The sequence below is a fragment of the Yokenella regensburgei ATCC 49455 genome (assembly GCF_000735455.1).
GTDB classification, from domain to species: domain Bacteria; phylum Pseudomonadota; class Gammaproteobacteria; order Enterobacterales; family Enterobacteriaceae; genus Yokenella; species Yokenella regensburgei.
The window spans coordinates 12,624-37,703 of record NZ_JMPS01000081.1; the positions used below are offsets into that span (position 1 = coordinate 12,624).

Below are 25,080 nucleotides of genomic sequence, written 5' to 3' on the forward strand. Positions count from 1 at the left end.
CTCTGACTCTTATGTAAAAAGTGGATCCTATAAATATCCATAAAGTGTCCCTATGCCTCGGCGTGGAAGGCATTTAGGATCGTCTCTACAGAATACCACTGATTATCCAGATATCAGGAGACCTATGAACAATAAAAGTACTGACTCCAGCAAAATAACTATTGAACCCGCCGTACAAGAAGATTTTGCCGACTGGCTACCGCTATGGAAAAATTATCTGATATTTTATCGCACAGAACTCTCAGATAATATGACGCAATTAACCTGGGACCGTTTTCTAAATCCTGTTGAACCGATGTTCTGCGCCGTTGCTAAATGCGATGGTAAAATCGTCGGCTTTGTTCATTATCTTTTTCACCGTTCAACCTGGGCGGAATCAGATTATTGCTACCTTGAAGATTTATTTGTGAACGAAGATGTTCGCGGCAAACATATTGGTAAGCAGCTCATTGAGTATGTTCAACAACATGCCCGTAAACGCCACTCCTCCCGCGTGTACTGGCACACCCATGAGACGAACCTTCGCGGACAACGGCTCTACGACTGGGTGGCGAAGAAAAGCGGCATGATCGAATACTATATGTAAATATAGAGCACGAATATTTCGATTAATTTTTCTGCGGTCTGATTTACAGGACCGCAGATCGCGCGCCAAATACTTTTCCCCAACCCGAAATAAAAAAAACGTCAGCTACCTCGCTACCGGTAAATCGGCGTAGCGGGTGGTATAGCCTGGCGACAGCATTTCACGCTTCATGCTCCAGCTTTTTTGGATCCCCTGTCCGGCGAACCAGATAGTGCCACGCCCGGAATGGTTGAGACTGTCGACAACGTCCATCAACGCATCGCTGTTTTGCCGTGGCTGATATTCATCAAACAAATTAAGTTGCGCGACGCCCTGGCTAAAAAAGTCGCTCAGCATCACCCCGGCCTTCATATAACGGAAGCCGTCTTTCCAGATCCGGTCGAGACCGCTCGTGGCAATACGGATAATATCGCGGGTATCGTTGGTGGGGATAGTCAGGCGGCCGCTGGCCTGCGGGCCATAGAAAATTTCGTTTTCCGCATGCGGGCTGGTGCGCATAAAAATACTTATTGCACCACAATACTGCCTTTCGCTGCGTAGCTTCTCTGCGGCGCGCTCGGCGTAGGCGCAGATAGCCTGGTGCATGTCGCGGTATTCCGTGATGCGGTGCCCAAATGAGCGGCTGCAGATTATCTGCTGTTTAGTTGGCGCAAACTCATCCAGCGCCAGGCAGGACTCGCCGCGCAGCTCGCGCACGGTGCGCTCCAGCACAACATTAAAATGGTTACGCATTACCCAGGTGGAGCTGTTCGCCAGCTGTAAGGCATTCTCGATGCCCATCGCGTTGAGCTTTTTGCTGATCCGCCGACCAACCCCCCATACCTCTGCTACCGGCACCAGAGCCAGCAGTTTCCGCTGACGTTCACCGTCGGAAAGATCCACCACCCCCTGCGTTTTACTCCACGTTTTCGCCGCAAAATTCGCTATTTTTGCCAATGTCTTGGTTGGCGCTATTCCCACACCGACGGTGAGCCCGGTATGTTTCAGCACCCGTTCACGCATCTGCTGGCCAAATAGCGCGAGCGACGTGCAGTTCTCTACACCACAGAGATCAATAAACGCCTCGTCGATGGAATAAACCTCAATGGAGGGCGCCATCTCACCCAGCGTCAGCATCACGCGGTGGCTCATATCGGCATATAGCGCATAGTTCGAGCTAAAAACCGCTACCCGCTGGCGGCGCAAATCATCTTTGATCTTGAAATATGGCGCGCCCATTTTGATATCCAGGGCTTTGGCTTCCGACGAACGCGAAATAATACAACCATCGTTATTGGAAACTACCACCACCGGTTTCCCCTGCAGATCGGGGCGAAAAACGGTCTCGCAGGAAGCATAGAAGCTGTTGACGTCAACCAGCGCGAACATATTTGTGCGCTTTAATTGTGTGCGTCACCACGCCAAAGATTTGTAGTTCTTCGCCAGCATGAAAACGAATAGGAGAATAGTCAGGGTTATGCGCAACCAGCTGCAGGTATGGTCGCACCTGCAGCTCCTTCACCGTAAATTCACCCGTCACGGCAGCGACCACGATATCGCCATGCTCTGCCGTCAGGGAGCGGTCAACCACCAGCAGGTCGCCATGGCCAATGCCCACGCCAATCATGGAATCACCGCTAACTTTGATAAAGTAGGTTGCGCTCGGGTGCTTGACCACCAGCTGATTCAGGTCAAGCGTGTCTTCGACGTAGTCCTGGGCCGGGCTTGGAAAGCCGCACGACACCCGGTCAGTGAACAGGGGAAGTTCAACTACCGCTTCCCCTTCTCTGGATGTGAGAAACTGCATAATAATCACCATCAACAATACTGTTTTTATATACAGTAGTTTTATTGAAGGTAATGTTCAAGCCGCGTGTCGTCACGGTTTGCTGGTTTTATCGCCGACGTTATCCTAATGCTCTGGCAAGCCAGCGATTATTGTTTTGTAAATTCCAGCGCAACGCGGTAACGCAATCAGTCAAATACCCCGTTGATGATGGAGGTGACAATCGCGGTGCTGAGGGCGATAAGAACCAGGTTATCCCCGACCACGCGCCATTCATAGCCTGGATAGTGCGGCAACTGGTTGAGCATTGAAGCCGGGACGGTCTTTTTCGCAATACCGGGAGGGAGTGGTTTCCCACGGGCCAGATTTTTGGCGATCCCCGGCGGCAAGGATTTGTATCCGGTCAACCCGTACTGCACAGCGAGTCTTCGCGCATCGGAAAAACTCACATCAGCACCGACGTTCGCCGGGTTACCATTATTCTTATAGCTGCCATGAGATTCGTTATTTTTACCATTATTCCCCTGGGAACTATGGTTACCGCTATTGCCATTATTGCCGCCATTGCCGTTGCCATGACCATTGCCATTTCCGGGATTCGCCAGAACCGGCGTCGACAATAGCGAGGCAATCAGGGAAAGCGCCACAGCGGAAATAAGACCACTACGTTGCGTTGACATAATCCATCCTTAAAAGGCACTGAGATGCTTTTAATCTAGAGTCCGCAAGGGTGGGTCGCAATAGTCGTCGTCTTAATTTCCGAGCCAGAATCAGTCGTCATCGCCGCCCAGGAAAATCATATCGCAATCTAACTGATCGATAGCCAGGTAGTACATCGTCACTCCCCCCAGGAAGCAAGCCAGCAGGAGCAAACCGGTACACCACTTCATCATCACTGTTACCATCCTGTCATTGCATCAATGACCGGCATCATACAGGGCCGATAGTTAACGTAAGCTATCAGGAGTGAAGAAAAAAAGCTGGTCTGAGGAGACCAGCTCTGTTGATGGGGCTTAGAAGCGGTAGCCCGCGGAGAACATGAATACCCACGGATCCAGACGAGTACTGACTTTCTGATCCACGCCGCCGGCTTTGAATTTGACGTCGGTGTCGATATCCATGTACCAGACCGACATGTTCAGCAGCCAGTCGCGGTTGAGGAGGTAATCAAAACCAACCTGCCCCGCAGCGCCCCAGGAGTCCTTCAGGCTCAGGTCGGACAACCCGGCATCTTTACCCGTATCGTTAAAGTCTGCATTGAAGAAGGTGGTGTAGTTGATACCCGCGCCAATATAAGGGCGCATTTTGCTGTTAGCATCGCCAAAGTACCACTGTGCCATTAACGTTGGTGGCAACTGATTCACGGTGGCGATAGTCCCGGTCGGTCCGGTTCCTACCTGGTGGCGGAACGGCGTGGCCGCCAGCAGTTCGATCCCGATGTTATCCGTCGCCATATAGGTGAAGGTTAATCCCAGTTGGGTATTGTTGCTGACGTTAAAGCTGCCGAGGCTGCCCAGAACGTTGTCTGAACCTTCGGTCGGGCGAACCGTCGCCGTCCCCGCTCGGATGAAAAACTCTCCCGCTTCATGCGCCCATGCCCCGCCAGAAAGGCTGCTTAAAACCAGTGCCGCCACTGCAAGTTTCTTCATATCCATTCCCTCATTATGGTTTTTTACAAGCGCGGGCAAATATACCCACAATGAGGTAAAAACGATCCAACTCAGATCACATTAGGTCTAATGATTTAACATTTATTGATCCAGATTAATTTTGACGTCCAATTTGAAGCAACCAAATGGAATTTATATCAATTTTCCGGTTTTCTTCATTACATGCACTCACTTTCCCGGCGCCTGCCGAGTGTCCTTCGCCCGGTCATCACGTTTATGCAAACGTCGCCTTTACAAAGATATGCTTTTCCATACCCGAGTTGATGCTGCCACGCGGCGCTCATCTGAGTTACAATTGCGGCCTAATTAACACCTGCAATACTCAAGGAGAGTGCATGTCTATCACGGCGCAGTCCGTTTACCGTGACACGGGTAATTTTATTCGTAATCAGTTTGTTACCATTTTACTGATTGCACTGCTGTGCGCCTTTATCACCGTGGTGTTGGGTCATGCCTTTTCACCGAGCGAAGAGCAGCTCTCTGTACTGCGCGAGGGCGACAACCTGGCAGGTAGCGGCGGGCTGTTTGAACTGGTCCAGAACATGACGCCGGAGCAGCAGCAAATTCTGCTACGCGCCTCGGCGGCGTCTACTTTTTCCGGGTTGATTGCTAACGCCATCCTCGCGGGCGGCGTTCTGTTACTGATCCAGCTGGTTTCAGCCGGTCATCGCGTCAGCGCGCTGCGGGCTATCGGTGCCAGCGCGCCGGTGTTGCCAAAGCTGTTTCTGCTGATTCTGGTCACCACATTCCTGGTGCAGATGGGTGTGATGCTGGTCGTGGTGCCTGGCGTACTGCTGGCCATTGTGCTGGCCTTCGCCCCGGTGATGCTGGTTCAGGATAAACTCGGCATCTTTGGCGCCATGCGCAGCAGCATGAAGCTCGCGTGGGCGAACATGCGTCTGGTGGCTCCGGCGGTTATCTTCTGGCTGCTGGCAAAGACCCTGCTGCTGCTGTTCGCTTCTGATTTTGCCGTGCTGACGCCGTACATTGGCGCGGTGGTGGTAAATACCCTCAGCAACCTGATTTCCGCGGTGCTGCTGGTCTATTTATTCCGCCTGTATATGCTGATTCGCAACTAAACTTATCCCATGGCCCGGCCCGTTGGGCCATGACTGAATGACGGAACCGAAGTATGAAGCAGTTTCTGGATTTTTTTACCGCTGGTCGTATTCTTCGCTTTTTATAAGCTGTACGACATCTATGCCGCGACCACGGCGCTGATTATTGCTACCGCCATCGTGCTGATTTACAGCTGGGTGCGCTATCGCAAGGTCGAAAAAATGGCCCTGATCACCTTCCTTCTGGTGGCGGTGTTTGGCGGTCTGACCCTGTTCTTCCACAACGATGAGTTCATCAAATGGAAGGTCACCGTTATCTACGCGCTGTTTGCCGGTGCCCTGCTGATTAGCCAGTGGGTAATGAAAAAGCCGCTTATCCAGCGCATGCTGGGCAAAGAGATCAGCCTGCCGCAGGAAGTGTGGTCGAAGCTGAATATCGCCTGGGCGGTATTTTTCATTCTCTGTGGGCTTGCCAATATCTATATCGCGTTCTGGCTACCGCAGAATATCTGGGTCAATTTCAAAGTGTTCGGCCTGACGGCGCTGACGCTGGTCTTTACTCTGCTGAGTGGAGTCTATATTTACCGCCACATGCCGCAGGATGATCAATAATGACCGAAGCAACAAACGTTCCGCACGGTGAACTGGTATTACGCACCCTCGCCATGCCTTCTGATACCAACGCCAACGGTGATATTTTTGGCGGCTGGTTGATGTCTCAGATGGATATTGGCGGCGCTATCATGGCAAAAGAGATTGCCCATGGTCGCGTGGTGACCGTACGGGTCGACGGTATGACCTTTTTACGCCCGGTCGCGGTTGGCGATGTGGTGTGCTGCTACGCACGCTGCGTGAAGCGCGGCCAGACCTCGATCACTATCAATATTGAGGTGTGGGTGAAGAAAGTGTCGTCCGAGCCGATTGGCCAGCGTTATAAAGCCACCGAGGCGTTGTTTATCTACGTCGCGGTCGACAGCGAAGGGAAACCCCGCCCGCTGCCAACGCTGTAACCTCTCTCCGGCCGCACTCTGCGGCCGGAATGCTTTTATAAAAAGCCCAGCAATGAAAAGAAGAAGTAGCCCACCACGATAATAATCACCGGCAGGACATACAGTGGAAAGAATTGCAGCAGAATGGTGTGATGCGGCACGACAATCCGCGCCTCAACCTGTTCACGCGTCAGCCCCTCTGCCCCTTTTGCCTTCTCAAGGATCATCTGGTCTTCCACCCCTTCGCGCAGGAACTTCGCCTGGCGGCTCATTCGGGCTCCGGAGGCCTGCAGCGCCAGCCCGACAAACACCAGCACATAAATAATCCAGAACAGAATATTCAGGCTGTTTTTGAAATCCGGCAGCGGTGAGTTGTACCAGAATACGTTCAAAAAAGGCGTGTTAAAACGCGCCATCTCGATCATGACGTGTGCAAAGTCCTGCATCACGGCGCTGATCCCCGGCTTTTTTTCGCTGTGCTCATACATAAACTTCAGCACGGATATCAGTGTGGAGAGGACTGCCGGAATAAAAATCACCCATCCTGCAAGGCGTTTGAGAATGGCAATACGTCCAGCCTGTTGATACGTCATGAGTTCCCCTTGTAAAGACGCTCCAGTGCTCCTAAGTCTACCCGCAGCCAGCAAATTTCGCCCGATCTTTCAGGTGAAATACGTTACCATGCGCAGAGACTGTTCCCGATAAGCCTGAAGGAGAGGTTCTGATGTCAACCCCGCGCCAAATACTTGCCGCTATTTTCGATATGGATGGATTACTCATTGATTCCGAGCCGTTGTGGGATCGTGCTGAACTGGATGTGATAGCAAGTCTGGGGGTGGATATTTCCCGACGTAGCGAACTGCCGGATACGCTCGGTTTGCGTATCGATATGGTGGTTGATCTGTGGTTCGCCCAGCAGCCGTGGGACGGCCCGAGCCGTGCCGAAGTGACGGAGCGCATCATCAGTCGTGCCATTACGCTTGTGGAAGAGAGCCGTCCGCTGCTGCCGGGCGTGCGCGAAGCCGTTGCCCTGTGCAAAGCTCAGGGGCTGAAAGTGGGCCTCGCCTCGGCTTCTCCGCTGCACATGCTGGAAAAAGTGCTGACGATGTTTGATCTGCGCGACCAGTTCGATGCGCTGGCTTCCGCTGAAAAACTGCCGTACAGCAAACCGCACCCGCAGGTGTACATCGACTGTGCTACAAAGCTGGGTATCGACCCGCTATGCTGCGTGGCGCTGGAAGACTCCGTTAACGGCATGATTGCCAGTAAAGCGGCGCGTATGCGCTCGATTGTGGTGCCGGACCACGAGCATCAGAACGACCCCCGCTATGTGCTGGCTGAAGTGAAATTAACCAGTCTGCAGCAGCTGACCGCCGAAAACCTGCTCGGTTAATCACCAGACGGGTAGCAATTCGGCTACCCGCCCTGATTTTACTGGGTTTTGTGACAAAGAGTTACAACGTCACCACTTCCGAACACTGTATAAAAACCCTATACTGGATGTATCGACAGTTTATCGGGTTTTATCATGACGGCAGAAGGTCACCTGCTCTTTTCCATCGCCTGTGCGGTATTTGCCAAAAATGCTGAGCTGACGCCTGTGCTGGCGCAGGGTGACTGGTGGCATATTGTGCCGTCGGCGGTACTGACCTGTCTGCTGCCGGATATCGATCATCCGAAGTCTTTTCTCGGCCAGCGATTGAAGTGGGTCTCCACCCCGGTCGCCCGTGCGTTTGGGCATCGGGGCTTTACCCATAGCCTGCTGGCCGTTTTTGCCGCACTGACCCTCTTCTCTCTGAAAGTACCGGAAAGCTGGATCATCCCCGCCGACGCGCTGCAGGGTATGGTGCTCGGTTACCTGAGCCATATTCTCGCCGATATGCTGACCCCGGCAGGCGTACCGCTGCTGTGGCCGTGCCGCTGGCGTTTTCGTTTCCCCGTTCTTCGCCCGCAAAAAGGCAACCAGCTTGAACGCGTATTGTGCATGGCGTTATTTGCCTGGGCGATATGGATGCCGCAGTCGCTGCCGGAAAATAGCGCGGTGCGGTGGTCATCCGACATGATTAATTCGCTGCAAATGAACTTCAATCGTTTCATTCATCACCAAAACGAACATTAAACCAACGGAAAAATGATTTTTGTCATAAACCATTCCATTTGGATATAAGCGCCACTAATCACTTCTGCTAACCTTTCGCCATCAGAGTCGGTAATGCTACTAAGCCGACCTTATTTCCATTTCAGGAGAACGGGGATGAACTTTCCATTAATCGCGAACGTTGTTGTGTTCGCCGTATTGCTATTTGCTCTGGCGCAGACTCGCCATAAACAGTGGAGTCTTGCGAAAAAAGTATTAGTGGGTCTGGTAATTGGGGTGGTCTTTGGCCTGGCCCTGCAGCTCATTTATGGATCCGACAGCCAGGTGCTGAAAGATTCTATTCAGTGGTTCAACATCGTCGGCAACGGCTATGTACAACTGCTGCAAATGATCGTCATGCCGCTGGTCTTTGCCTCTATTTTGAGCGCAGTTGCCCGCCTGCATAACGCCTCACAGCTGGGTAAAATCAGCTTCCTGACCATCGGTACCCTGCTGTTTACCACGCTTATCGCGGCGCTGGTTGGCGTGCTGGTGACTAACCTGTTTGGCCTGACGGCGGAAGGTCTGGTTCAGGGCAGCGCCGAAACCGCGCGTCTGAACGCCATTCAGAGCAACTACGTGGGCAAACTGGCGGATCTCACCGTTCCTCAGCTGCTGCTCTCCTTTATTCCGAAAAACCCGTTTGCCGACCTGACCGGCGCGAACCCGACCTCGATCATCAGCCTGGTGATTTTCGCCGCCTTCCTCGGTGTTGCGGCGCTGAAACTGCTGAAAGATGACGAAGCCAAAGGCAAGCGCGTACTGACCGCCATCGATACCCTGCAGGGCTGGGTGATGAAGCTGGTTCGTCTGGTGATGCAGCTGACCCCGTACGGCGTACTGGCGCTGATGACGAAAGTGGTTGCTGGTTCTAACCTGCACGACATCATCAAACTCGGCAGCTTCGTGGTCGCTTCCTACCTCGGTCTGGCAATTATGTTTGTGGTGCATGGCATTCTGCTTGGCGTCAACGGCGTGAGCCCGCTGAAGTACTTCCGTAAAGTCTGGCCGGTGCTGACCTTCGCCTTTACCAGCCGCTCCAGCGCCGCGTCTATCCCGCTGAGCGTCGAAGCGCAGACCCGTCGTCTGGGCATCCCGGAATCTATCGCCAGCTTCTCTGCCTCTTTCGGGGCGACCATTGGCCAGAACGGCTGTGCGGGTCTCTACCCGGCGATGCTGGCGGTGATGGTTGCACCGACGGTGGGTATTAACCCGCTGGATCCGCTGTGGATTGCCACACTGGTCGGGATTGTCACCATCAGCTCCGCAGGCGTTGCCGGTGTGGGTGGCGGTGCAACCTTCGCCGCACTGATCGTTCTGCCCGCAATGGGGCTGCCGGTCACGCTGGTCGCACTGCTGATTTCCGTCGAACCGCTTATCGACATGGGCCGTACCGCACTGAACGTCAGCGGCTCCATGACCGCCGGTACTCTGACCAGCCAGTGGCTGCGCCAGACCGATAAAGCGGTGCTCGACAGCGAAGAAGACGTCGAACTGGCACATCGCTAAACCAATGCAAAAAAGGGCCGATTCGTCGGCCCTTTTTTTATGCTGTTACCAGCCCGGAATAAAGGGATCGGGTGAAGCAGAAACACCCCTACTCTTCGATTTCTCCTTCCTGGCGCATCTGCAGCGCCCAGCGCTGAGCGGACTCAGGCACGCTGAACGCCTGTGAACGGCAGAAATGCTCGCCCATCAATACAAACGCCACATATTTACCGCGCAGCAGCCAGACATCTTTATAACCCTCCACCTTCAGCGCATGCTCAGGGGGAGCGGGCTCAATGCGGGGAACGTAGGAGATAACGCGGCGGTTTTGTTGGCGCAGAGGTTTCATAGGCGGTTGGTTCACACACAGAAAAATCAAAACGGTAAAACGCTATGATAGCCGATCCCGGAGCAAATCGTCGCTCCCTCTGTGCGAACAAGACAAGATTAAACAAAATGCCCGGCTAATTAGCCGGGCACTGGAGGATCAAACGTCCCGATAGGTGCCGAGACGGTAACCACGCTCGGCGACAGCATACTTCAGCGCGTCGGAGGTAAGCACTTCAAGCTCCGTCAGCCGCGGATAGCAGTAGGCGCTCTGCATGATGGTGTGGTCAACAAACGCCGGATGACACATCACCTCAATCGAACGCTCACCGCGAGCGGCGGAATCGTCCAGCGTCTGCAGGAACAACGATTCGGTAACCGCTTCCCCGTAAAACTCGCTGGCAAAACCATCGCTGCTGCGAATACCGCTATCGTCCAGACCGTCACGCTGTACCAGGCTTCTGTCGATACGCATCGCTACGCCATGAGCTTTGGCAAACTCTGCCACCAACGGGAAGATCTGCGGGATCATATGCACATGGTGGTGACCATCGATATGCGTCGGTTCACAGCCGAACAGCTCGACAAAGCGCTGATACTGCAGCGCCAGCTCGTGGGCAATCTCATCCAGCGGCAGCGTGTCTTCTTCAGCCATCTGCCAGATCCACTTCCCGAGTTTACCTTCGCGGGTAAGCGAAGGCATTGGGGAAAGCGGTGTGCCGAGGGTCAGCACAAAGTGCATGCCGACCGCGAGCTCCGGAACGCGACGGCTAAGCGCTGCGGCATGTTCAATAGCACCACCGTTCACCAGCGCCGTGGTTGAGGTTACCAGACCATGCTTGCAGGCTTCGACAATTCCGTAGTTCTGCCCCTTGCTGAGGCCAAAGTCATCGGCATTGACTATCAGAATACGTTCCATCTGCCCTCCCGTTACTGCTTCAGTTTTTGAATAGTCGACGCAAAGTTCGGCAACCAGGTCTCGTGCGCGAGGATCATTTCACGCGCCAGCGATTCCGCATCACGGTCTGAGTGGATGAGCGGGCTCAGGTTCAGCGCCAGCAGCACATCGTTCAGTTCACCGCTGATAGCCGCCTGACTGGCGGCGATTTCAAAGCCTTTAATGGTGTGGATAAGGCCCATGACTTTGTCATCGAAGTGAGTGATGCGCGGATGCGGCTGCGCACCGTCACGACCGAGGATACAGGTCATTTCCACCGCCCAGTCTGCCGGAATATTATCGATATGTCCGTGGTGCGGGACGTTAACGTAATGCTCCGCCTGCTTGTCGTTGTAGATGGCGTTGATAACCTCGCAGGCCGCATCAGAGTAGTACGCCCCACCGCGCAGCTCCAGCTCCTTCGGTTTGATGTTGAGGTTCGGATCTTTATACAGCTCAAACAGCTGCTTCTCGACCTTCTGCACCACCTGCGCACGGGCGCCGCCTTTGTAGTACTCGCCCATTTCAATGGCCAGCATCTCTTTTTGCTTAAAGTAGTACAGCAGATAGGAGCACGGCAGCAGGTTGAGAGAGCGAATCAGACCTTCGCTGAACGGCAGGTCGAAGATGTTTTTCACCGTGTTGGCGGTGAGCGTTCCGGAGGCAACGCCGTCCAGCAGCTCGGCAAAGCGCGATTCACCGTTCACCAGCACGTCACGGATGAACACCATGTGGTTCAGACCGAACAAATCGATGGAGAGGGAGTCTTTTTCGCTGATGTTCAGTACATCGGTGATGAACATCTTCATGCCGATAGGGATGTTGCACACGCCAATAAAACGCTTGAATCCGGTATGACGGTAAACCGCCTCGGTCACCATACCGGCCGGGTTAGTGAAGTTAATCACCCACGCATTCGGGCAAATTTCCTGCACGTCTTTAACGATATCGAAAATCACCGGAATGGTGCGCAGGCCTTTGAACAGCCCACCTGCCCCGTTGGTTTCCTGGCCGAGATAGCCATGGCTCAGCGGAATACGCTCATCTTTTTCACGCGCTTTCAGCTGGCCAACGCGCAGTTGGGTGGTAACGAAGTCTGCACCCTCCAGCGCCTGACGGCGGTCGAGAGTTTTATAAACCTTCATCGGTACGCCGGCTTTTTCAACCATGCGCTGGCACAGGGCGTGAATAATATCCAGCTTCTCCTGACCTTCGGCGACATCCACCAGCCACAACTCACTGACCGGCAGTTCATGATAACGCTTGAGGAAACCTTCCAGTAATTCCGGGGTATAGCTGCTGCCGCCACCAATAGTGACTACTTTTAATTTCTGGCTCATAACTTTCTCCCTTGTGGTTCCGCAATGTAAACGTGGGGATTCCTCCACGTTTTTATGCGCGGTCAGGCAAATGAAATCTTGAAGTAAGGCGAAAATGTTTTCGCCTGATATTAATTAATACTGGTCAGTTTTTTCCGGTAATTGCTTGGCGTAAATGAAGTCAGCTTTTTGAATGTCTTAATAAAAAGACTAGGACTACTATAGCCAGACTCGTAAGCAATATCCGTTACTGAATAGTTAGTGATCTCAAGTTGTTTCTTGGCGAAGTTAATGCGGATATCATTAATTATCTGCATCGGGGTTTTACCGTAATAACGCTGGGTAGCCCGGGTTAAATACTCCTGAGATTTTCCCGAGAGCTCGACCATGGTTTCCAGCGCCCCTTCACCAAATTTCAGTTTATCGTGCATATCCTCAACGGTATTTTTTAACCACTGAGGCGTAACGTCCTGGGCGGGTTCTTCGCGATAATGCCGTAAACGGTTAATCACATAAAAAGAGACCAGTTCGATAAACTCATCAAATTCCGTTTCGCGGAAATTGAGCGACGCAATCACCGATTCCACATAGCTGAGAAAGGTACTTTTAACTGAATATACCTGCGATGCGACCAGACCAAACGGTAACAGCGGTTGATAATGTGCTTCGAAGAAGCGTTTGCTGATCCCGACGTTGAGGATCCGGGTAGCACCAAACTCATAGAAACTCTGGTGGTGCGACCCCATCGGGATGAACACAAAATCTCCGCGCTCCAGCAGGACCTTTTTACCGTTGATGACCTGATAGTAACGGCCGGTTAAGACAATGGTAAATTCGTAGTAGTCGTGCTGATGCAAACCGCTGACGCTTTCCGTTTTGTTGTAGATAACCACATGGAAGTTGTTCCCGTTGAAAAGCTGTTGTTCTCTGGCGGTACTGATTTCCATGGTTAACATTTTCGGCTGCCTCATCGCGTTGATAGCCTGTTATTGTACCTTCTCATGCAGCTCAATCAATTCCGCAACCAGTTCGCGTGCCAGCATTGAGGTCATCAGATGATCCTGCGCATGAACCAGCACCAGGCTCACCTTCATTTTCCCCTCGCCTTCATCGCTTTCGATGAGCTGGGTCTGCACGCGATGCGCTTCACTGAGCGCAGTGCGGGACTGCTCCATGGTCGCCTTGGCGGTGACAAAATCACCCTGCTTGGCTTGCTTGAGCGCAGTGTATGCCAGGCTACGCGCCTGCCCTGAGTTGATGATAAGCCCCATCACCACCTCTTCGAGGTCGTTCTCCGGGGTTTCCGCGTCCATGATGTTATCCAGATCGAACATAACTTTTCCCTCTTGATTCTGGCGGTGCAGAGGGTGTTCCCTCCACACCGCACGGCATCAGAATTTCAGTGAATTTGCGATATCTTCTTCGCTTTCTTGCTCATCAATCACGGTCTGCGCCTTGTTGGAGACCACCACGAACGGCAGGTAAACCAGCACCGAGATACCTAAGTTGAACAATGCGACCAACAGTGCAGCGATACTGCCATTACTGTTGAAGAAGGCGCCGAGGCCGGTAGGCATGGTCCACGGTGCCAGGTTAGTGACCGGTGGAATAATGCCCATCGAGTACGCGGCAAGAGTGATGGCGGCCAGAATCGGCTGCACCAGCACAAACGGAATGAACATCACCGGGTTCATGATAATCGGCAGACCAAACAGAATCGGCTCGTTAATCTGGAAGATGCCGGAAGGCAGCGCCAGCTTAGCAACCTGACGATGGTCAGCGCGACGAGAAGCGATAAAGATAGCGATAATCAGACCCAGCGTCGCACCAGAACCCCCCAGCAGGATGTAGGAGTCGAGCATAGGTTTCGCCCAGAAGTGGAACTCTTTACCTGCAGCGATAGCCGCATCTACCGAGCCATACTGGTTGTACAGTGCGATGTTTTCCAGCGCCCATGGGGTCATGATGCCGTTATCGAGTGCGGTCAGCGCCAGAGAGCCGTGAACACCAAAGAACCACAGCAGTGAGTTGAACACCACGTAAGCCCAGCCAACCACGCTACCCATCGCCGCCAGCGGCGTGGAGATGGAGTCCATGATTATCTGGTGGAAGTTGGTCTGCCAGTGGGTCAGCATCCAGGAGATAATCCCGAATACGGAGAGGATCAGGAAACCTGGGATCAGCGCCGAGAAGGAGCGTGAAACCGAAGACGGCACGCTATCCGGTAACGTGATCACCCAGTTGCGGCGAATAACAAAGGTAAACAGCTCAGCCACCACGAGGCCGATAATCATACCGGAGATAATATTCTGCCCGCCTAACCAGTTAGCACCCACGGCATAGGCTTCGCCCACGCTGTATGGCGTTACGGTCATAAAGGCGGCAACGGATAACAGGCCCGCTGCTAATGGATCAACTTTGCGCTCTTCCGCCAGGGCCATGCCTATAAAAAAAGGCGCCATCAGTGACATAATACCCAATGTACCGTTGTACACGTTGCCACCGATGGCTTTAAAACCATTTAAGGTTTCAATGGTCGAGGGGTCTAGCCGAACACCCAGGGAAAAGAAAAACGAGCCTTCACCAAAACTCAGGAACACGTTGTTAATAAGGACAAACATCGCGCCAGCGAGCGTTAACGGCATTAATTTAATAAAACCGTTTTTGATCGCATTAATGTGAGGCTGCTTTCCTATTTTAACTGCAAAAGGAAGGAGTACCTTTTCAAGCGAACCGATGACTCTACTCATATAAAAATACCCTTAAATGCCGTAATGAGTATTACGGCTCATGTGTGTGAAATTACTCTTTGACGGGAAAAATAATAAAATAAAAAGTTACTGCGCTGCTGCTTTTTTAATTGCTGCAACTGCAGCCTTAAGAACACCTAAACCATCGATCTTGCCGTACAGAATGGAATCAATCACCTCAACCGGTTTATTCGGTAGCAGGCGCTGAATTTCAGGCAACATATACGCAATTTGTGGCCCAAGTAATACGACGTCAGCCTGTTGGCCTTTTTCACCGGCCAGCGTTTCAGGGTAAGCTTCAATAATCACAGGAACTTCGTATTTCTCCGCCTGGGTACGCATTTTAGATACCAACAGCGACGTAGACATTCCCGCAGAGCAGAACAGATAGATGTGTTTCTTTTCCATACACGCTTCCTCAACTTTATTTAATCTGTCGTCTCCCGGCTCGGGATAGCATCCTTACACCACAGAACCGGGCCTGTGTAACCTTTAGTTACTATTGTTGATGAGTTGAGTATACGGCAACGATTTTGCGTAAGATAATTCCTCACAACATAAAATTGTCTCTCATTGACCTCGCGTTTTGACTACCTTCACATTTTGGTCAAATATTTCGCGTAAAAAAATAAGCACAAAAAATAAAAAAAACCCGCCGTTGTTGGCGGGCCTTTCGTAGAGCTCAGGCAAATGTGCGATTACTTCTTAGCAGCCTGCGGGTCAGTGTCATACTCAGAGCAGGTCTGATAGCCAGAGTTGACCACATGTCCCGTGTCATCAAGGGCGACGAAGTAGGTCTCCGTTTTACCATCCCGTTGACCCAGGATATAAGTCTGACAAGTACCACGTGCGTGGATCATCGTTATTTCTGATGAAGGTTTACCGGCAATCTGCTGAACCTGCTGGCGGCTCATCCCTTTCTTCACATCCTTCACCACCGGCTGGGTGAACTGATCTTTGGTGCGATCATAGGCTGTACAACCGGCCAGCATAGTGAGTACTGCCGCTGCGCCTAACATTCCTGCTACGTTCTTGTTCATATTCCGTCCTATTGTTTTTCAGCGTGTTATAAGCCTGGAATAGATCAGACAATTTTTCAACTTCTCTGCCCACTCCATCTCCTGACACCGGTGGATTTTTTTCAGCCAGTTAAAACTGTGATCCTTGTCGTTTAAATGCCAAAGAGGTAGCTTTAACGCATTGCAGGTTCATTCTATGGAGGTGTTGCATGACGCTACAACACGAGATTATTCGCGCACTTGGGGCTAAGCCGCAGGTAGACGCCCAGCTTGAAATACGCCGCAGCGTAGATTTTCTGAAAGAGTATCTGAAAACCTATCCATTCATTAAGTCGCTGGTACTCGGCATCAGCGGCGGACAGGACTCAACGTTGACCGGCAAACTGTGCCAGATGGCCATTAGTGAACTGCGTGAAGAGAGCGGCGACAGCGCGCTGCAATTTATCGCCGTACGTCTTCCTTTCGGCGTGCAGGCAGACGAACAGGATTGCCAGGATGCTATCACCTTTATTCAACCCGACCGCGTGTTGACGGTGAATATTAAAGGCGCAGTGCTCGCCAGCGAGCAGGCATTGCGGGAAGCGGGTATTGAACTCAGCGATTTTGTCCGTGGCAATGAGAAAGCCCGCGAGCGCATGAAAGCGCAGTACAGCATCGCCGGGATGACCAAAGGCGTGGTAGTAGGTACCGATCACGCAGCAGAAGCCATTACCGGTTTCTTCACCAAATACGGCGATGGCGGCACCGACATCAACCCTATCTACCGCCTCAATAAGCGTCAGGGTAAACAGCTGCTGGCGGCGCTGGGCTGCCCGGAGCATCTGTATCTGAAAGTGCCAACGGCAGATCTTGAAGACAACCGCCCTTCTCTGCCGGATGAAGCCGCGCTCGGCGTCACCTACGAGAATATCGACGATTACCTGGAAGGGAAAAAACTCGACGACGCTATCGCCCGTACCATCGAAGGCTGGTACGTGAAAACCGAACACAAACGCCGTCCGCCGATCACCGTCTTCGACGATTTCTGGAAGAAATAAGGACAGGAACTCAGGCTGCCCGGGCGGGCGGCCTGATAAAGCAATGAATCAGGCGGAGGCCGCCAGCACCTGTCCTGCAAGCCAGCTTATTTCGCCATACAGCAGTTGCCCTTCCGGCTTCAGCAGCCGCAGCGTGTGGCTTCCCTCCTGCCAGTACGCGCCCTGATCGGCCGTTAACAGCTTATCACCCAGCTGCCACGCCCCGCTCAGCACAAACACAATGCCGCCGCTGGGTGCCCAGGTGGTAAAGGTTCTGTCGGCAAGCCTGACGCTCGCCTTGCAGCGGTCACGGCGCGTCATGACGTTAAAGTCCATCGACATCATGCCTTCGGTGATTTGCGCATTCACCGGCTGTTCACCCGCAAAGTAAAACGGTTGAAGGTGTTTGAGCGTATGACGAAACGCACTACCGCCATCAAGCATCACTTCCCCACCCTCCAGCAGCGTTATGACCCGGTCAACGCCCGGGAAGGCAGAAAAATCGCCGCTGCTGGCAATGGTCGCAATACTGGCGCGCCAGGTGAAATCCCGCGTACCGGCAGGGATACAGCAAAGCTCTCTCGTCTCGCCCCCGCCGTTACGCCAGAGGCTGACCGGCATCTTACGAATATCAAAGTAATCCATCACAACTCCTGAACCGCGCTCACGCATCGGAAGGCAGCCTGAACGGCCACCGTATTATTGTTTTTTTTGCTACCAGATTATCGGCAGATGCGATGTTTTACCTTAGGGGCAAAAAATAAAAAGAAAAACCGCCGGGCCTGCCCACCGCACGTTAGCGGAATGTGAGCAAGACCGGCGGTCTTGAATGTGTGCTGTGAGGTTACTCAGCAGACATTGGCATTTTACCTTCCGGCGCTGAACGTTCTGTCAGACGCTTCTCAAAATTGGCATTAAATTGCTTTTTCTGTTCCGGAGTCAAAATGTTGTAGATTTTGTTCTGCGCTTCCATACGGGAGAGCATCATGGTTTTGTGCTGCGCCGCCATTTTGTCGATCTGCGCTTCCGCTTTCGCTTTGTCGAAGCTGTCGCTTGCGATCAGGTCATGCATCGCACGGCGTTCTTCAACGGACGGGCGCTTCATGTTTTCACGCTGGGACTTCATGATGTCGCGGACCTGCTGTTTCTGCGCATCGGTCAGGTTCAGCCCCTGGAACATCATGTCGTGCTGCATGCCTTTACCTTTATGGTGCATCATCATCGGTTTGCTGTCAGACGATGCTGCCGGCGCGGTAGTGTCTGCAGCATGCGCCAGGTTAGCGGCACCCAGAGCCAGAGTAGAGGCAACAAACAGAGCAGTAATCTTCTTCATCGGTTATTCCTTACTTTCAGTTATTCTGGCGGCGATTCGCCGCGTTGTCGTGATTAACTTTACGACCTTTAATGTCAATGAGTCAGAACGTAAGTAAAACAATGAAAGTATAGAAAACAATTTTTGCTCAATTGTGGAGAGAATAAGGAATAATGATGAAAAAGAGATAAAAATATTATCATCTTGATGATTTTAAAGGGAACTAAACAAAAGCATAGCGGGAAGAAAAATAAAAATAAAGCGTTTCACCAGGAAAAATCTGTATTTATCAAAATGAGAATGTTAATAAAAAACCAGGATACTGAGATCCTGGTCTGAATTACCGTTACGCTTCACGGACCAGCATTAAACCGGCGCGTAGCCCCAATGCCACGGAAGGATTCGGGAACAACACATACTCCGTCTCACTCCCCACCGCATAACGCGTGTCGCCGTCTTCCGCCAGCAGAGTTCCCGGCGAAAAGGCCGTGAAATTGAGCGTATCACCCGACATATGCAGCCTGAAGGCCTCGCTGTGGCGGGTCACCTGCTGTGCCACCCGGTAACGCAGCGGTGGCTCAGCGGCCGGTGTCGACGCACTACCGCCCAAAAGCTGCATCAGCGCCCGCTGCGTCTGTGCAAACTGGCTGAGATCGTTTTGCCCGAACGGCAGCGCTTTACCGAGCTCCAGCGTACAGGCAAGTGCCCGCCCATGTTCACCGCTGAAGTGGCTGAACGTACCGCCTGGCTCTCGATGGAATACCAGCGCCTCCAGCCCGGCATCGCCAAGCCAGCGCAGAAAGTCTTCATCCCAGGGCGTCGTACGTGAAGGCAACACGCCAAAACGCACGTGGTGGGAGCCACGGATCGCCGTATGCATATCCAGATGCCAGCGCTCACGCTCGTTCCCTCGCCGCCAGAACTGCAGCACGGTTTCCTCCAGCAGCGCCGCCCGCGCGGTTTCCCCGCTCGGCTCAAACTTCTGCCAGCGCCCACCGAACATGCGGTTCATATCGCTGTGCAGATAACGCTGGTTGTCCCTGAGCGCTACCGGGTTACCCAGTACCACCAGCAGCCGACAACGCAGCGCCAGGGTGCCGTTGAACAAGGCATCCAGCAGTTGCATCACCATCTCTACCGGCGCGGTTTCATTACCGTGAATGCCCGCCGAAAGCACCAGCGAGCGAGCCGCGGGTTCGTGCGGCGTCAGTTGCAGAATGCCCCTGTCGAGCCAGTGCCAGCGAAAATGGTCAGTATCACCATGAAAGCTACCGGGCAGTTTCCCCGTCAGCGTCAGCGCCAGAAAGTCATGCATCGTTGCTCCTTAGCGCTGGAACGGATAAACAGACCCCAGATTCAGGATCTGCGTCAATCTGTCGAGCGCCTCACGCCCTTCACGCAGCAGTTGCGGATCGGCGAGGTCAGCCTGGGTTAAGCGGTCACGATAGTGGCGATCGACCCAGTCGTTCAGCGTGTTGAACAGCGTGTCATTCATCAGTACTGCCGGATTCACCGCCGCCAGCTCGCGCTCGTTCAGCACCACCCGCAGGCGCAGACACGCAGGCCCCCCGCCGTTGGCCATGCTCTCACGCAGGTCAAACACCTTCAGCTCGTTAATCGGGTTATCCTGCGCCAGAACCTCATTGAGGTAGCGCCAGACCCCTTCGTGCTGCTGCGACTCTTTTGGCAATACCAGCATCATGCTGCCGTCGGGCTTGCTCAGCAGTTGGCTGTTAAACAGATAAGTAGCAACGGCATCTTCCACCGATACCCGCGCCGCCGGCACCACCACCGGCGTAAAGCCCGGCACACGCGCCGAGAGCTTCGCGAGCAGCCCGCTCTGGTCAACAAAGGCCTGCTCGTGGCAGAACAGCACCTGGCCGTTACTCACCGCAATCACGTCATTGTGGAAGACACCTTTATCGATCACCGCCGGATTCTGCTGGGCGAAGATAAGTTGATGCGGGTTCACCCGGTTTAACCGTGCAACGGCCTGGCTTGCCTCCAGCGTCTGCCGCGCCGGGTAACGCTGCGGGCGCTGCTCACCGTGCTCATCGCGACCATAGACAAACAGCTGCACGCCAGGCTGCCCGTAGTCACCGCCAAAACGGTTGTGGTTGGCTGCGCCTTCATCGCCGAACATCGCAACCTGCGGCAGCGCGCGGTGAACGCTGAAATGGTGCTCATCACGGAAAATCGCCCGCAGCAGTGCTTCCGTCGTCGGGGCTTCACTGGCGCGGTGAAACTTGTTGTTCAGGTTCGCCACCGTCAGATGCACCCGGCCATCAAGGGTATCCGCAGAAGGTGCCACGGTGGCGGCATTTGCCACCCACATTGAGGAAGCAGAGCTGGCGGCAGAGAGCAGGTGCGGCACCTGCGATGCCGCCTTCTCCACCACCTGCTCATCGGTACCGCTAAAACCAATCTGGCGCAGCAGGGCAACGTTCGGCCGCTCCTGCGGCGGGATCACCGCCTGCTTAAAACCGGCGTCAGCCAGCGCCTTCATCTTCAAAAGCCCCTGCTTCGCCGCCAGCTGCGGGTTAGAGACCTGAAAGCGGTGCTTCGTCGAGGCTTCATTACCAAAAGAGAGCCCGGCGTAGTGATGCGTCAGCCCCACCAGGCCATCAAAGTTGACTTCCCAGGCGTTCATAATGACTCTCCGCGCGAAAAATCCAGCCCCGGACTGAGGGTGGCCGGTAAGGCAAAAGCGGGTGACTCAAGGCTTGCCATCGGCCATGCGCAGTAGTCTGCGGCATACCAGGCTCCCGGGCGATGGTTGCCCGATGCCCCGGTACCGCCAAACGGTGCCGTACTCGCCGCACCGGTGAGCGGTTTGTTCCAGTTGACGATCCCGGCGCGAGACTCGAGCAGCAGCTGGTCGAATTTTTCCCGCTCGGGTGAAATCAGTCCGCAGGCCAGGCCGTAGCGAGTGGCGTTGGCCATCGCGATCGCCTCGTCAAAATCATCGTAGCGCCAGACGCACAGCAGCGGGCCAAAGACCTCTTCGTCCGCCACCTTACTCACGCCCGTCATCTCGATAATGCCCGGCGTTAATAATGAGGCTCCTGCTTCCAGCACCCGTGGTTCAAGCAGCGTTCTACCGCCGTTCGCCACGTGGGTCAGCCAGGCATTATGTACATGCAGCGCGGCCTGCGGGGAAACTAATCCGCCGAGGAACGGCTGCGGCTGGGCATCCCAGCGCCCCGGGGTCAGGCGGCGTGCGACGTCAACCAGACGGGCCAGAAACGCATCGCCTTCGGCGCCACGTTTCACCAGCAGGCGGCGTGCACAGGTGCAGCGCTGCCCGGCGGTGATGAACGCTGACTGAATCGTCAGATGTACCGCGCCGTCGATATCGCTCGGTGCATCGACAATCAGCGGGTTATTCCCTCCCATCTCGAGGGCCAGCATTTTTTGCGGTTGACCCGCCAGCTGGCGGTGCAGATGGAAACCGGTCGCGGAGCTGCCGGTAAACAGCACCCCGTCGATATTCTCTTCAGCGCTCAGCGCCTCGCCGGTTTCGCGACCGCCCTGCAGCAGGTTTAACACTCCCGCCGGTAAGCCCGCCTGCTCCCATAACTTCACGACCACCTCACCGCTGCCGGGCGTCAGTTCGCTTGGCTTAAACACCACGGTATTCCCCGCCAGCAACGCCGGAACGATATGACCGTTCGGGAGATGCCCCGGGAAATTATACGGGCCGAACACCGCCAGCACGCCGTGCGGACGGTGGCGCAGAGTGGCCGCACCATCAGGCATTGCGGTTTCCTGCTCGCCGGTACGGCTGTGATACGACTTCACCGAAATGGCGATTTTATTGATCATCGCAGTGACTTCCGTCGCCGCTTCCCAGCGTGGTTTGCCGGTTTCACGGGCGATGGTTTCTGTTACCGCATCTTTATGGCTCTCCAGCAACGCCGCAAACTTTTCTACGATTGCCTGGCGCTCGTTGAACGCTCTTCTCGCCCACTGAGGAAATGCCCGGCGCGCCGCCTGCACCGCCTGCGCCACCTGTTCAGCGTCGGCATCGTTGCCACTCCACAGCAACTCGTGCGTCACCGGGTTCGCTTTGCTGCGGGCATTGCCGCGACCGGTGACCCAGTCACCGTTAATCCATAAACTCATTGCTTTTTCTCCTCGGGGCAAAGACGAACCAGACGGATACGATCGCCGGCATGACATTTCAGGGCATCAAGCTGCTGAGCCGTAAGCACCAGCCGTTCACAATGCGGGTCGGCATGAATAAGCATGGCGCGGAATTGCTGATATTGCTCATTGGAGACCAGGCAAGCCGGTAATTCACCCGGCGCTGGCTGTCCTTCCACCACCTCTACCAGGCGGCTTTTACGGATGGCGCGTACCCGGTCGATGTCACACTCAAGCGTCGGGCCACCGTCAAAAATATCGACGTAGTTACGATAACGGAAACCTTCTTTCTCCAGTACCGCACGAGCTGGCGCAGTTTGCGGATGCACCTGGCCTATCACCGCTTTGGCTTCTTCACTTAAGAAATCGGTATAAATGGGGTGTTTCGGCATCAGTTCGGCGATAAACGCCTTCTGCCCGGTGCCACAAAGATAATCAGCGCGGGCAAACTCCATCGAGAAGAAGCGCTGACCAAGGCTTTCCCAGAACGGTGAATAACCGTGTTCGTCGATAACTCCGCGCATCTCCGCCACCACTTTGTCATTAAAGCGATCGCGGAAGGCCGCCATAAACATAAAGCGCGACTTCGACAACAGATAGCCGTTGCCCTCTTTACGCCACTCCGGGTCAAGGAACAGCGTGCACAGCTCGCTGCTGCCGGTGTGGTCATGAGTGAGGAACAGCGTCGGCAACGCGTTATACACGCCCAGCTCTTTCGAAGCGTGAACCATCGTCCCCACGCGGTAGTTGTACCACGGGTCGTTAAGACCAACCGCGACTTCAATGGCGCAAATCCCCGCCACCGTGCCGGTGGTTGAATCTTCCAGCACAAAAACGTAACCCTGATCGCTTTTCGGCAGCGTACCTTCCCAGGTCGCGATTGCACGCTCAATTCGCGCCGCAAGGGTGGTTTCATCAGCCGGGAGCGAGGTCAGCCCGCCCCCCGTTTTCCCTGCCAGTTTCAACAGTGCAGGCAAATCCTCGCGCCCGACCGGACGGATGACCATCATGATGACTGTCCTTTGATGAAGCGCTCACAGGCAGCCGCAAAGCGATCAAGACCAACACTCACTTCTTCTTCACTGATAATCAGCGCCGGGGCGAAACGCACCACGTTGGCTCCAGCTATCAGGATCATCACCCCTTCTTCCGCTGCAAGCTGGCTGATGGCCTTCGCCTTGCCGGCATGTTCTTCTTTCAGTACGCAGCCAATCAGCAGGCCCATTCCACGAATTTCCTGGAACAGCCCCAGCTTGTTGTTAATCGCCTGCAAACGTTCACTAAACCACTGGTGACGCTGTTTAACCCCGTTCAGCACTTCACGGGTGTTAATAATAGAGAGCACCTCCCCGGCAACGGCGCTCGCCAGCGGGTTGCCACCGTAGGTCGTGCCATGCGTGCCCACGGTCATCACCGCCGCACATTTTTCTGTCGTCAGCAGTGCGCCAATCGGGAAACCGCCTCCCAGCGCTTTGGCGGTAGAGAGGAGATCCGGGGTGACGCCGTAGTGCATATAGGCATACAGTTCACCGGTGCGGCCAACGCCGGTTTGTACTTCATCAAAAATCAGCAGCGCGTTGTGTTGATCGCAAAGCTCACGCAGCCCTTTCAGGAACTCCGGCGTTGCCGGGACCACGCCACCTTCCCCCTGCATCGGCTCAACGATCACCGCGCAGGTATTGTCATTAATCAGCTCACGCGCGGACTCCAGCGAGTTATATACCGCATGGCTGATGTCCGGCGGCAGCGGCGTGAAATCCTGAGAATAAGACGGCTGTCCGCCGGCGGAAACGGTAAACAGCGTGCGGCCGTGGAAGGCATTTTTGAACGCCACGATCCCGCTCTTCTGTTTGCCGAAATGGTCATGCGCGTACTTACGCGCCAGCTTCAGCGCCGCCTCGTTGGCTTCCGCCCCGGAGTTACAGAAGAAAATCCGTTCGGCGAAGGTGGCGTCAATCAACTGTTTGGCAAGGCGCAGCGCCGGTTCGTTGGTGTAGCCGTTGCCGGTATGCCAGAATTTTTGCGCCTGTTCGGTGAGCGCTTTGACCATCGCCGGGTGCGCGTGCCCCAGGGCGTTAACGGCAATCCCTCCGGCGAAGTCGATGTACTCTTTACCCTGCTGATCCCACAGGCGTGAACCCGCTCCACGCACCGGAATAAAGGCCGCCGGCGCGTAAACCGGCATCATCCATTCATCAAAATTGCTACGCGTAATTGACTGAGACATAGTGACCTCTTCCGGTAAATTATATGTGTAGATAATGTTAAAAATTATGGTGTGTTTGCGCTGTAAATGTAGATTGCACGGTTCGTGCCAGCCAGCGCTAAATTTGCATAACCGGAGGGTGAAAACTAAAAATCAATGAGTTACAGCAAATCACCATTCACAATGAATGCATAATAAGTGCATAAAAGCGCGAATAAGCGCCATTAGAAGTGCTAATAACTGCAGCGTTATGCATTAGTAAAACTGAATTCGTGATTTGTGATCGTCTACGAAATTTATCGCAGAGAGATGCCCCGTTTTAGGGCGAAATGCGTCGCTTTTGGGCACACATTGC

The 25,080-nt window shown here is 54.0% G+C and carries 28 protein-coding genes and 1 pseudogene; 8 read left to right on the top strand and 21 right to left on the bottom strand.

Annotated features, from left to right (window positions below; translation table 11 throughout):
• The first annotated feature begins 124 nt into the window (after positions 1–124).
• Positions 125–586: a GNAT family N-acetyltransferase gene (locus GYRE_RS20595; RefSeq protein WP_038258001.1), complete on the top strand. Its 462-nt coding sequence runs from the start codon at positions 125–127 to the stop codon at positions 584–586.
• Between the two features lie 105 nt (positions 587–691).
• Here the strand turns inward: GYRE_RS20595 and umuC are convergent, their stop codons facing one another.
• The 5 genes from umuC to ompW form a co-directional block, all read right to left on the bottom strand.
• On the bottom strand, positions 692–1,954 hold the full coding sequence (umuC, locus tag GYRE_RS20600; RefSeq protein WP_038258003.1) for a translesion error-prone DNA polymerase V subunit UmuC: 1,263 nt from the start codon (positions 1,952–1,954) through the stop codon (positions 692–694).
• Positions 1,938–2,372 carry a translesion error-prone DNA polymerase V autoproteolytic subunit gene (gene umuD / locus GYRE_RS20605; protein ID WP_038258118.1) on the bottom strand — a complete coding sequence of 145 codons (435 nt, stop codon included), beginning with the start codon at positions 2,370–2,372 and terminating at the stop codon, positions 1,938–1,940. Before umuD ends, umuC begins: the two co-directional genes overlap by 17 nt.
• Positions 2,373–2,539: 167 nt before the next feature.
• On the bottom strand, positions 2,540–3,031 hold the full coding sequence (locus GYRE_RS20610) for an anti-virulence regulator CigR family protein (RefSeq protein ID WP_006819629.1): 492 nt from the start codon (positions 3,029–3,031) through the stop codon (positions 2,540–2,542).
• A gap of 90 nt (positions 3,032–3,121) precedes the next feature.
• Positions 3,122–3,247, bottom strand: a complete 126-nt coding sequence (locus tag GYRE_RS25140; RefSeq protein WP_258521983.1) for a hypothetical protein — start codon at positions 3,245–3,247, stop codon at positions 3,122–3,124.
• 117 nt (positions 3,248–3,364) lie between these two features.
• Complete coding sequence (ompW, locus tag GYRE_RS20615; RefSeq protein WP_038258120.1) at positions 3,365–4,000, bottom strand: outer membrane protein OmpW; 636 nt, start codon at positions 3,998–4,000, stop codon at positions 3,365–3,367.
• 356 nt (positions 4,001–4,356) lie between these two features.
• Here ompW and GYRE_RS20620 point away from each other — a divergent pair, with 356 nt between their 5' ends.
• The 3 genes and pseudogenes from GYRE_RS20620 (at position 4,357) to yciA (ending at position 6,089) form a co-directional block, all read left to right on the top strand.
• Positions 4,357–5,100 carry a YciC family protein gene (locus tag GYRE_RS20620; RefSeq protein ID WP_006819626.1) on the top strand — a complete coding sequence of 248 codons (744 nt, stop codon included), beginning with the start codon at positions 4,357–4,359 and terminating at the stop codon, positions 5,098–5,100.
• A gap of 53 nt (positions 5,101–5,153) precedes the next feature.
• Positions 5,154–5,691, top strand: a pseudogene (locus GYRE_RS20625) (septation protein A).
• The gene (gene yciA / locus GYRE_RS20630; protein WP_006819624.1) at positions 5,691–6,089 is read left to right on the top strand and encodes an acyl-CoA thioester hydrolase YciA; all 399 of its coding nucleotides are present in this window, start codon (positions 5,691–5,693) and stop codon (positions 6,087–6,089) included. Before GYRE_RS20625 ends, yciA begins: the two are co-directional and overlap by 1 nt.
• A 35-nt stretch (positions 6,090–6,124) precedes the next feature.
• Here yciA and GYRE_RS20635 read toward each other — a convergent pair whose 3' ends face one another.
• Positions 6,125–6,661 (bottom strand): YniB family protein, encoded by a 537-nt coding sequence (locus GYRE_RS20635; RefSeq protein ID WP_006819623.1) that lies wholly within the window; start codon positions 6,659–6,661, stop codon positions 6,125–6,127.
• Positions 6,662–6,792: 131 nt separating this feature from the next.
• Between GYRE_RS20635 and hxpB the strand changes: the two genes are divergently transcribed.
• The 3 genes from hxpB (at position 6,793) to GYRE_RS20650 (ending at position 9,714) form a co-directional block, all read left to right on the top strand.
• The gene (gene hxpB / locus GYRE_RS20640) at positions 6,793–7,461 is read left to right on the top strand and encodes a hexitol phosphatase HxpB (protein WP_006819622.1); all 669 of its coding nucleotides are present in this window, start codon (positions 6,793–6,795) and stop codon (positions 7,459–7,461) included.
• Between the two features lie 135 nt (positions 7,462–7,596).
• Positions 7,597–8,187, top strand: a complete 591-nt coding sequence (locus GYRE_RS20645) for a metal-dependent hydrolase (RefSeq protein WP_038258006.1) — start codon at positions 7,597–7,599, stop codon at positions 8,185–8,187.
• 135 nt (positions 8,188–8,322) lie between these two features.
• Positions 8,323–9,714 (top strand): L-cystine transporter, encoded by a 1,392-nt coding sequence (locus GYRE_RS20650; RefSeq protein WP_038258009.1) that lies wholly within the window; start codon positions 8,323–8,325, stop codon positions 9,712–9,714.
• An 88-nt stretch (positions 9,715–9,802) separates the two neighbouring features.
• On the opposite strand, the gene cedA is transcribed toward GYRE_RS20650, so the two are convergent.
• From cedA to osmE, 8 genes are all read right to left on the bottom strand, one after another.
• Positions 9,803–10,057: a cell division activator CedA gene (gene cedA / locus GYRE_RS20655; RefSeq protein ID WP_258521982.1), complete on the bottom strand. Its 255-nt coding sequence runs from the start codon at positions 10,055–10,057 to the stop codon at positions 9,803–9,805.
• 123 nt (positions 10,058–10,180) lie between these two features.
• Positions 10,181–10,939, bottom strand: a complete 759-nt coding sequence (chbG, locus tag GYRE_RS20660; RefSeq protein WP_006819618.1) for a chitin disaccharide deacetylase — start codon at positions 10,937–10,939, stop codon at positions 10,181–10,183.
• Between the two features lie 11 nt (positions 10,940–10,950).
• Positions 10,951–12,297 carry a 6-phospho-beta-glucosidase gene (locus GYRE_RS20665; protein ID WP_006819617.1) on the bottom strand — a complete coding sequence of 449 codons (1,347 nt, stop codon included), beginning with the start codon at positions 12,295–12,297 and terminating at the stop codon, positions 10,951–10,953.
• Positions 12,298–12,407: 110 nt separating this feature from the next.
• Complete coding sequence (chbR, locus tag GYRE_RS20670; RefSeq protein ID WP_112471413.1) at positions 12,408–13,232, bottom strand: transcriptional regulator ChbR; 825 nt, start codon at positions 13,230–13,232, stop codon at positions 12,408–12,410.
• Positions 13,233–13,262: 30 nt separating this feature from the next.
• On the bottom strand, positions 13,263–13,610 hold the full coding sequence (chbA, locus tag GYRE_RS20675; RefSeq protein ID WP_006819615.1) for a PTS N,N'-diacetylchitobiose transporter subunit IIA: 348 nt from the start codon (positions 13,608–13,610) through the stop codon (positions 13,263–13,265).
• 57 nt (positions 13,611–13,667) lie between these two features.
• Entirely contained in the window at positions 13,668–15,026 is a 1,359-nt protein-coding gene (chbC, locus tag GYRE_RS20680; RefSeq protein ID WP_006819614.1) for a PTS N,N'-diacetylchitobiose transporter subunit IIC, read from the bottom strand.
• 87 nt (positions 15,027–15,113) lie between these two features.
• Positions 15,114–15,434: a PTS N,N'-diacetylchitobiose transporter subunit IIB gene (gene chbB, locus GYRE_RS20685; protein WP_006819613.1), complete on the bottom strand. Its 321-nt coding sequence runs from the start codon at positions 15,432–15,434 to the stop codon at positions 15,114–15,116.
• A 290-nt stretch (positions 15,435–15,724) separates the two neighbouring features.
• The gene (gene osmE, locus GYRE_RS20690; protein WP_006819611.1) at positions 15,725–16,066 is read right to left on the bottom strand and encodes an osmotically-inducible lipoprotein OsmE; all 342 of its coding nucleotides are present in this window, start codon (positions 16,064–16,066) and stop codon (positions 15,725–15,727) included.
• Positions 16,067–16,254: 188 nt separating this feature from the next.
• Between osmE and nadE the strand changes: the two genes are divergently transcribed.
• Positions 16,255–17,082 carry an ammonia-dependent NAD(+) synthetase gene (nadE, locus tag GYRE_RS20695; protein WP_006819610.1) on the top strand — a complete coding sequence of 276 codons (828 nt, stop codon included), beginning with the start codon at positions 16,255–16,257 and terminating at the stop codon, positions 17,080–17,082.
• A gap of 48 nt (positions 17,083–17,130) precedes the next feature.
• Here nadE and ves read toward each other — a convergent pair whose 3' ends face one another.
• From ves to astC, 7 genes are all read right to left on the bottom strand, one after another.
• On the bottom strand, positions 17,131–17,706 hold the full coding sequence (gene ves / locus GYRE_RS20700; protein WP_006819609.1) for an environmental stress-induced protein Ves: 576 nt from the start codon (positions 17,704–17,706) through the stop codon (positions 17,131–17,133).
• A gap of 199 nt (positions 17,707–17,905) precedes the next feature.
• Positions 17,906–18,394, bottom strand: a complete 489-nt coding sequence (spy, locus tag GYRE_RS20705) for an ATP-independent periplasmic protein-refolding chaperone Spy (protein WP_006819608.1) — start codon at positions 18,392–18,394, stop codon at positions 17,906–17,908.
• Between the two features lie 325 nt (positions 18,395–18,719).
• Positions 18,720–19,688, bottom strand: coding sequence for a succinylglutamate desuccinylase (gene astE / locus GYRE_RS20710; RefSeq protein ID WP_038258014.1), 969 nt, complete (start codon positions 19,686–19,688; stop codon positions 18,720–18,722).
• 9 nt (positions 19,689–19,697) lie between these two features.
• Positions 19,698–21,023: an N-succinylarginine dihydrolase gene (gene astB, locus GYRE_RS20715; protein ID WP_038258016.1), complete on the bottom strand. Its 1,326-nt coding sequence runs from the start codon at positions 21,021–21,023 to the stop codon at positions 19,698–19,700.
• Positions 21,020–22,498: a succinylglutamate-semialdehyde dehydrogenase gene (gene astD / locus GYRE_RS20720; protein ID WP_038258018.1), complete on the bottom strand. Its 1,479-nt coding sequence runs from the start codon at positions 22,496–22,498 to the stop codon at positions 21,020–21,022. The genes astB and astD overlap by 4 nt, the downstream gene beginning before the upstream one ends.
• Positions 22,495–23,529, bottom strand: a complete 1,035-nt coding sequence (gene astA / locus GYRE_RS20725) for an arginine N-succinyltransferase (RefSeq protein ID WP_006819603.1) — start codon at positions 23,527–23,529, stop codon at positions 22,495–22,497. The genes astD and astA overlap by 4 nt, the downstream gene beginning before the upstream one ends.
• Positions 23,526–24,746: a succinylornithine/acetylornithine transaminase gene (gene astC / locus GYRE_RS20730; RefSeq protein WP_038258019.1), complete on the bottom strand. Its 1,221-nt coding sequence runs from the start codon at positions 24,744–24,746 to the stop codon at positions 23,526–23,528. Before astC ends, astA begins: the two co-directional genes overlap by 4 nt.
• Between the last annotated feature and the right edge of the window lie 334 nt (positions 24,747–25,080).

Bases quoted from the DNA above. Each gene is read 5' to 3' on its own strand.
- GYRE_RS20595 (WP_038258001.1), top strand. From the start codon at position 125: ATGAACAATAAAAGTACTGACTCCAGCAAAATAACTATTGAACCCGCC.
- umuC (WP_038258003.1), bottom strand. From the start codon at position 1,954: ATGTTCGCGCTGGTTGACGTCAACAGCTTCTATGCTTCCTGCGAGACC.
- umuD (WP_038258118.1), bottom strand. From the start codon at position 2,372: ATGCAGTTTCTCACATCCAGAGAAGGGGAAGCGGTAGTTGAACTTCCC.
- GYRE_RS20610 (WP_006819629.1), bottom strand. From the start codon at position 3,031: ATGTCAACGCAACGTAGTGGTCTTATTTCCGCTGTGGCGCTTTCCCTG.
- ompW (WP_038258120.1), bottom strand. From the start codon at position 4,000: ATGAAGAAACTTGCAGTGGCGGCACTGGTTTTAAGCAGCCTTTCTGGC.
- GYRE_RS20620 (WP_006819626.1), top strand. From the start codon at position 4,357: ATGTCTATCACGGCGCAGTCCGTTTACCGTGACACGGGTAATTTTATT.
- yciA (WP_006819624.1), top strand. From the start codon at position 5,691: ATGACCGAAGCAACAAACGTTCCGCACGGTGAACTGGTATTACGCACC.
- GYRE_RS20635 (WP_006819623.1), bottom strand. From the start codon at position 6,661: ATGACGTATCAACAGGCTGGACGTATTGCCATTCTCAAACGCCTTGCA.
- hxpB (WP_006819622.1), top strand. From the start codon at position 6,793: ATGTCAACCCCGCGCCAAATACTTGCCGCTATTTTCGATATGGATGGA.
- GYRE_RS20645 (WP_038258006.1), top strand. From the start codon at position 7,597: ATGACGGCAGAAGGTCACCTGCTCTTTTCCATCGCCTGTGCGGTATTT.
- GYRE_RS20650 (WP_038258009.1), top strand. From the start codon at position 8,323: ATGAACTTTCCATTAATCGCGAACGTTGTTGTGTTCGCCGTATTGCTA.
- chbG (WP_006819618.1), bottom strand. From the start codon at position 10,939: ATGGAACGTATTCTGATAGTCAATGCCGATGACTTTGGCCTCAGCAAG.
- GYRE_RS20665 (WP_006819617.1), bottom strand. From the start codon at position 12,297: ATGAGCCAGAAATTAAAAGTAGTCACTATTGGTGGCGGCAGCAGCTAT.
- chbR (WP_112471413.1), bottom strand. From the start codon at position 13,232: ATGTTAACCATGGAAATCAGTACCGCCAGAGAACAACAGCTTTTCAAC.
- chbA (WP_006819615.1), bottom strand. From the start codon at position 13,610: ATGTTCGATCTGGATAACATCATGGACGCGGAAACCCCGGAGAACGAC.
- chbC (WP_006819614.1), bottom strand. From the start codon at position 15,026: ATGAGTAGAGTCATCGGTTCGCTTGAAAAGGTACTCCTTCCTTTTGCA.
- chbB (WP_006819613.1), bottom strand. From the start codon at position 15,434: ATGGAAAAGAAACACATCTATCTGTTCTGCTCTGCGGGAATGTCTACG.
- osmE (WP_006819611.1), bottom strand. From the start codon at position 16,066: ATGAACAAGAACGTAGCAGGAATGTTAGGCGCAGCGGCAGTACTCACT.
- nadE (WP_006819610.1), top strand. From the start codon at position 16,255: ATGACGCTACAACACGAGATTATTCGCGCACTTGGGGCTAAGCCGCAG.
- ves (WP_006819609.1), bottom strand. From the start codon at position 17,706: ATGGATTACTTTGATATTCGTAAGATGCCGGTCAGCCTCTGGCGTAAC.
- spy (WP_006819608.1), bottom strand. From the start codon at position 18,394: ATGAAGAAGATTACTGCTCTGTTTGTTGCCTCTACTCTGGCTCTGGGT.
- astE (WP_038258014.1), bottom strand. From the start codon at position 19,688: ATGCATGACTTTCTGGCGCTGACGCTGACGGGGAAACTGCCCGGTAGC.
- astB (WP_038258016.1), bottom strand. From the start codon at position 21,023: ATGAACGCCTGGGAAGTCAACTTTGATGGCCTGGTGGGGCTGACGCAT.
- astD (WP_038258018.1), bottom strand. From the start codon at position 22,498: ATGAGTTTATGGATTAACGGTGACTGGGTCACCGGTCGCGGCAATGCC.
- astA (WP_006819603.1), bottom strand. From the start codon at position 23,529: ATGATGGTCATCCGTCCGGTCGGGCGCGAGGATTTGCCTGCACTGTTG.
- astC (WP_038258019.1), bottom strand. From the start codon at position 24,746: ATGTCTCAGTCAATTACGCGTAGCAATTTTGATGAATGGATGATGCCG.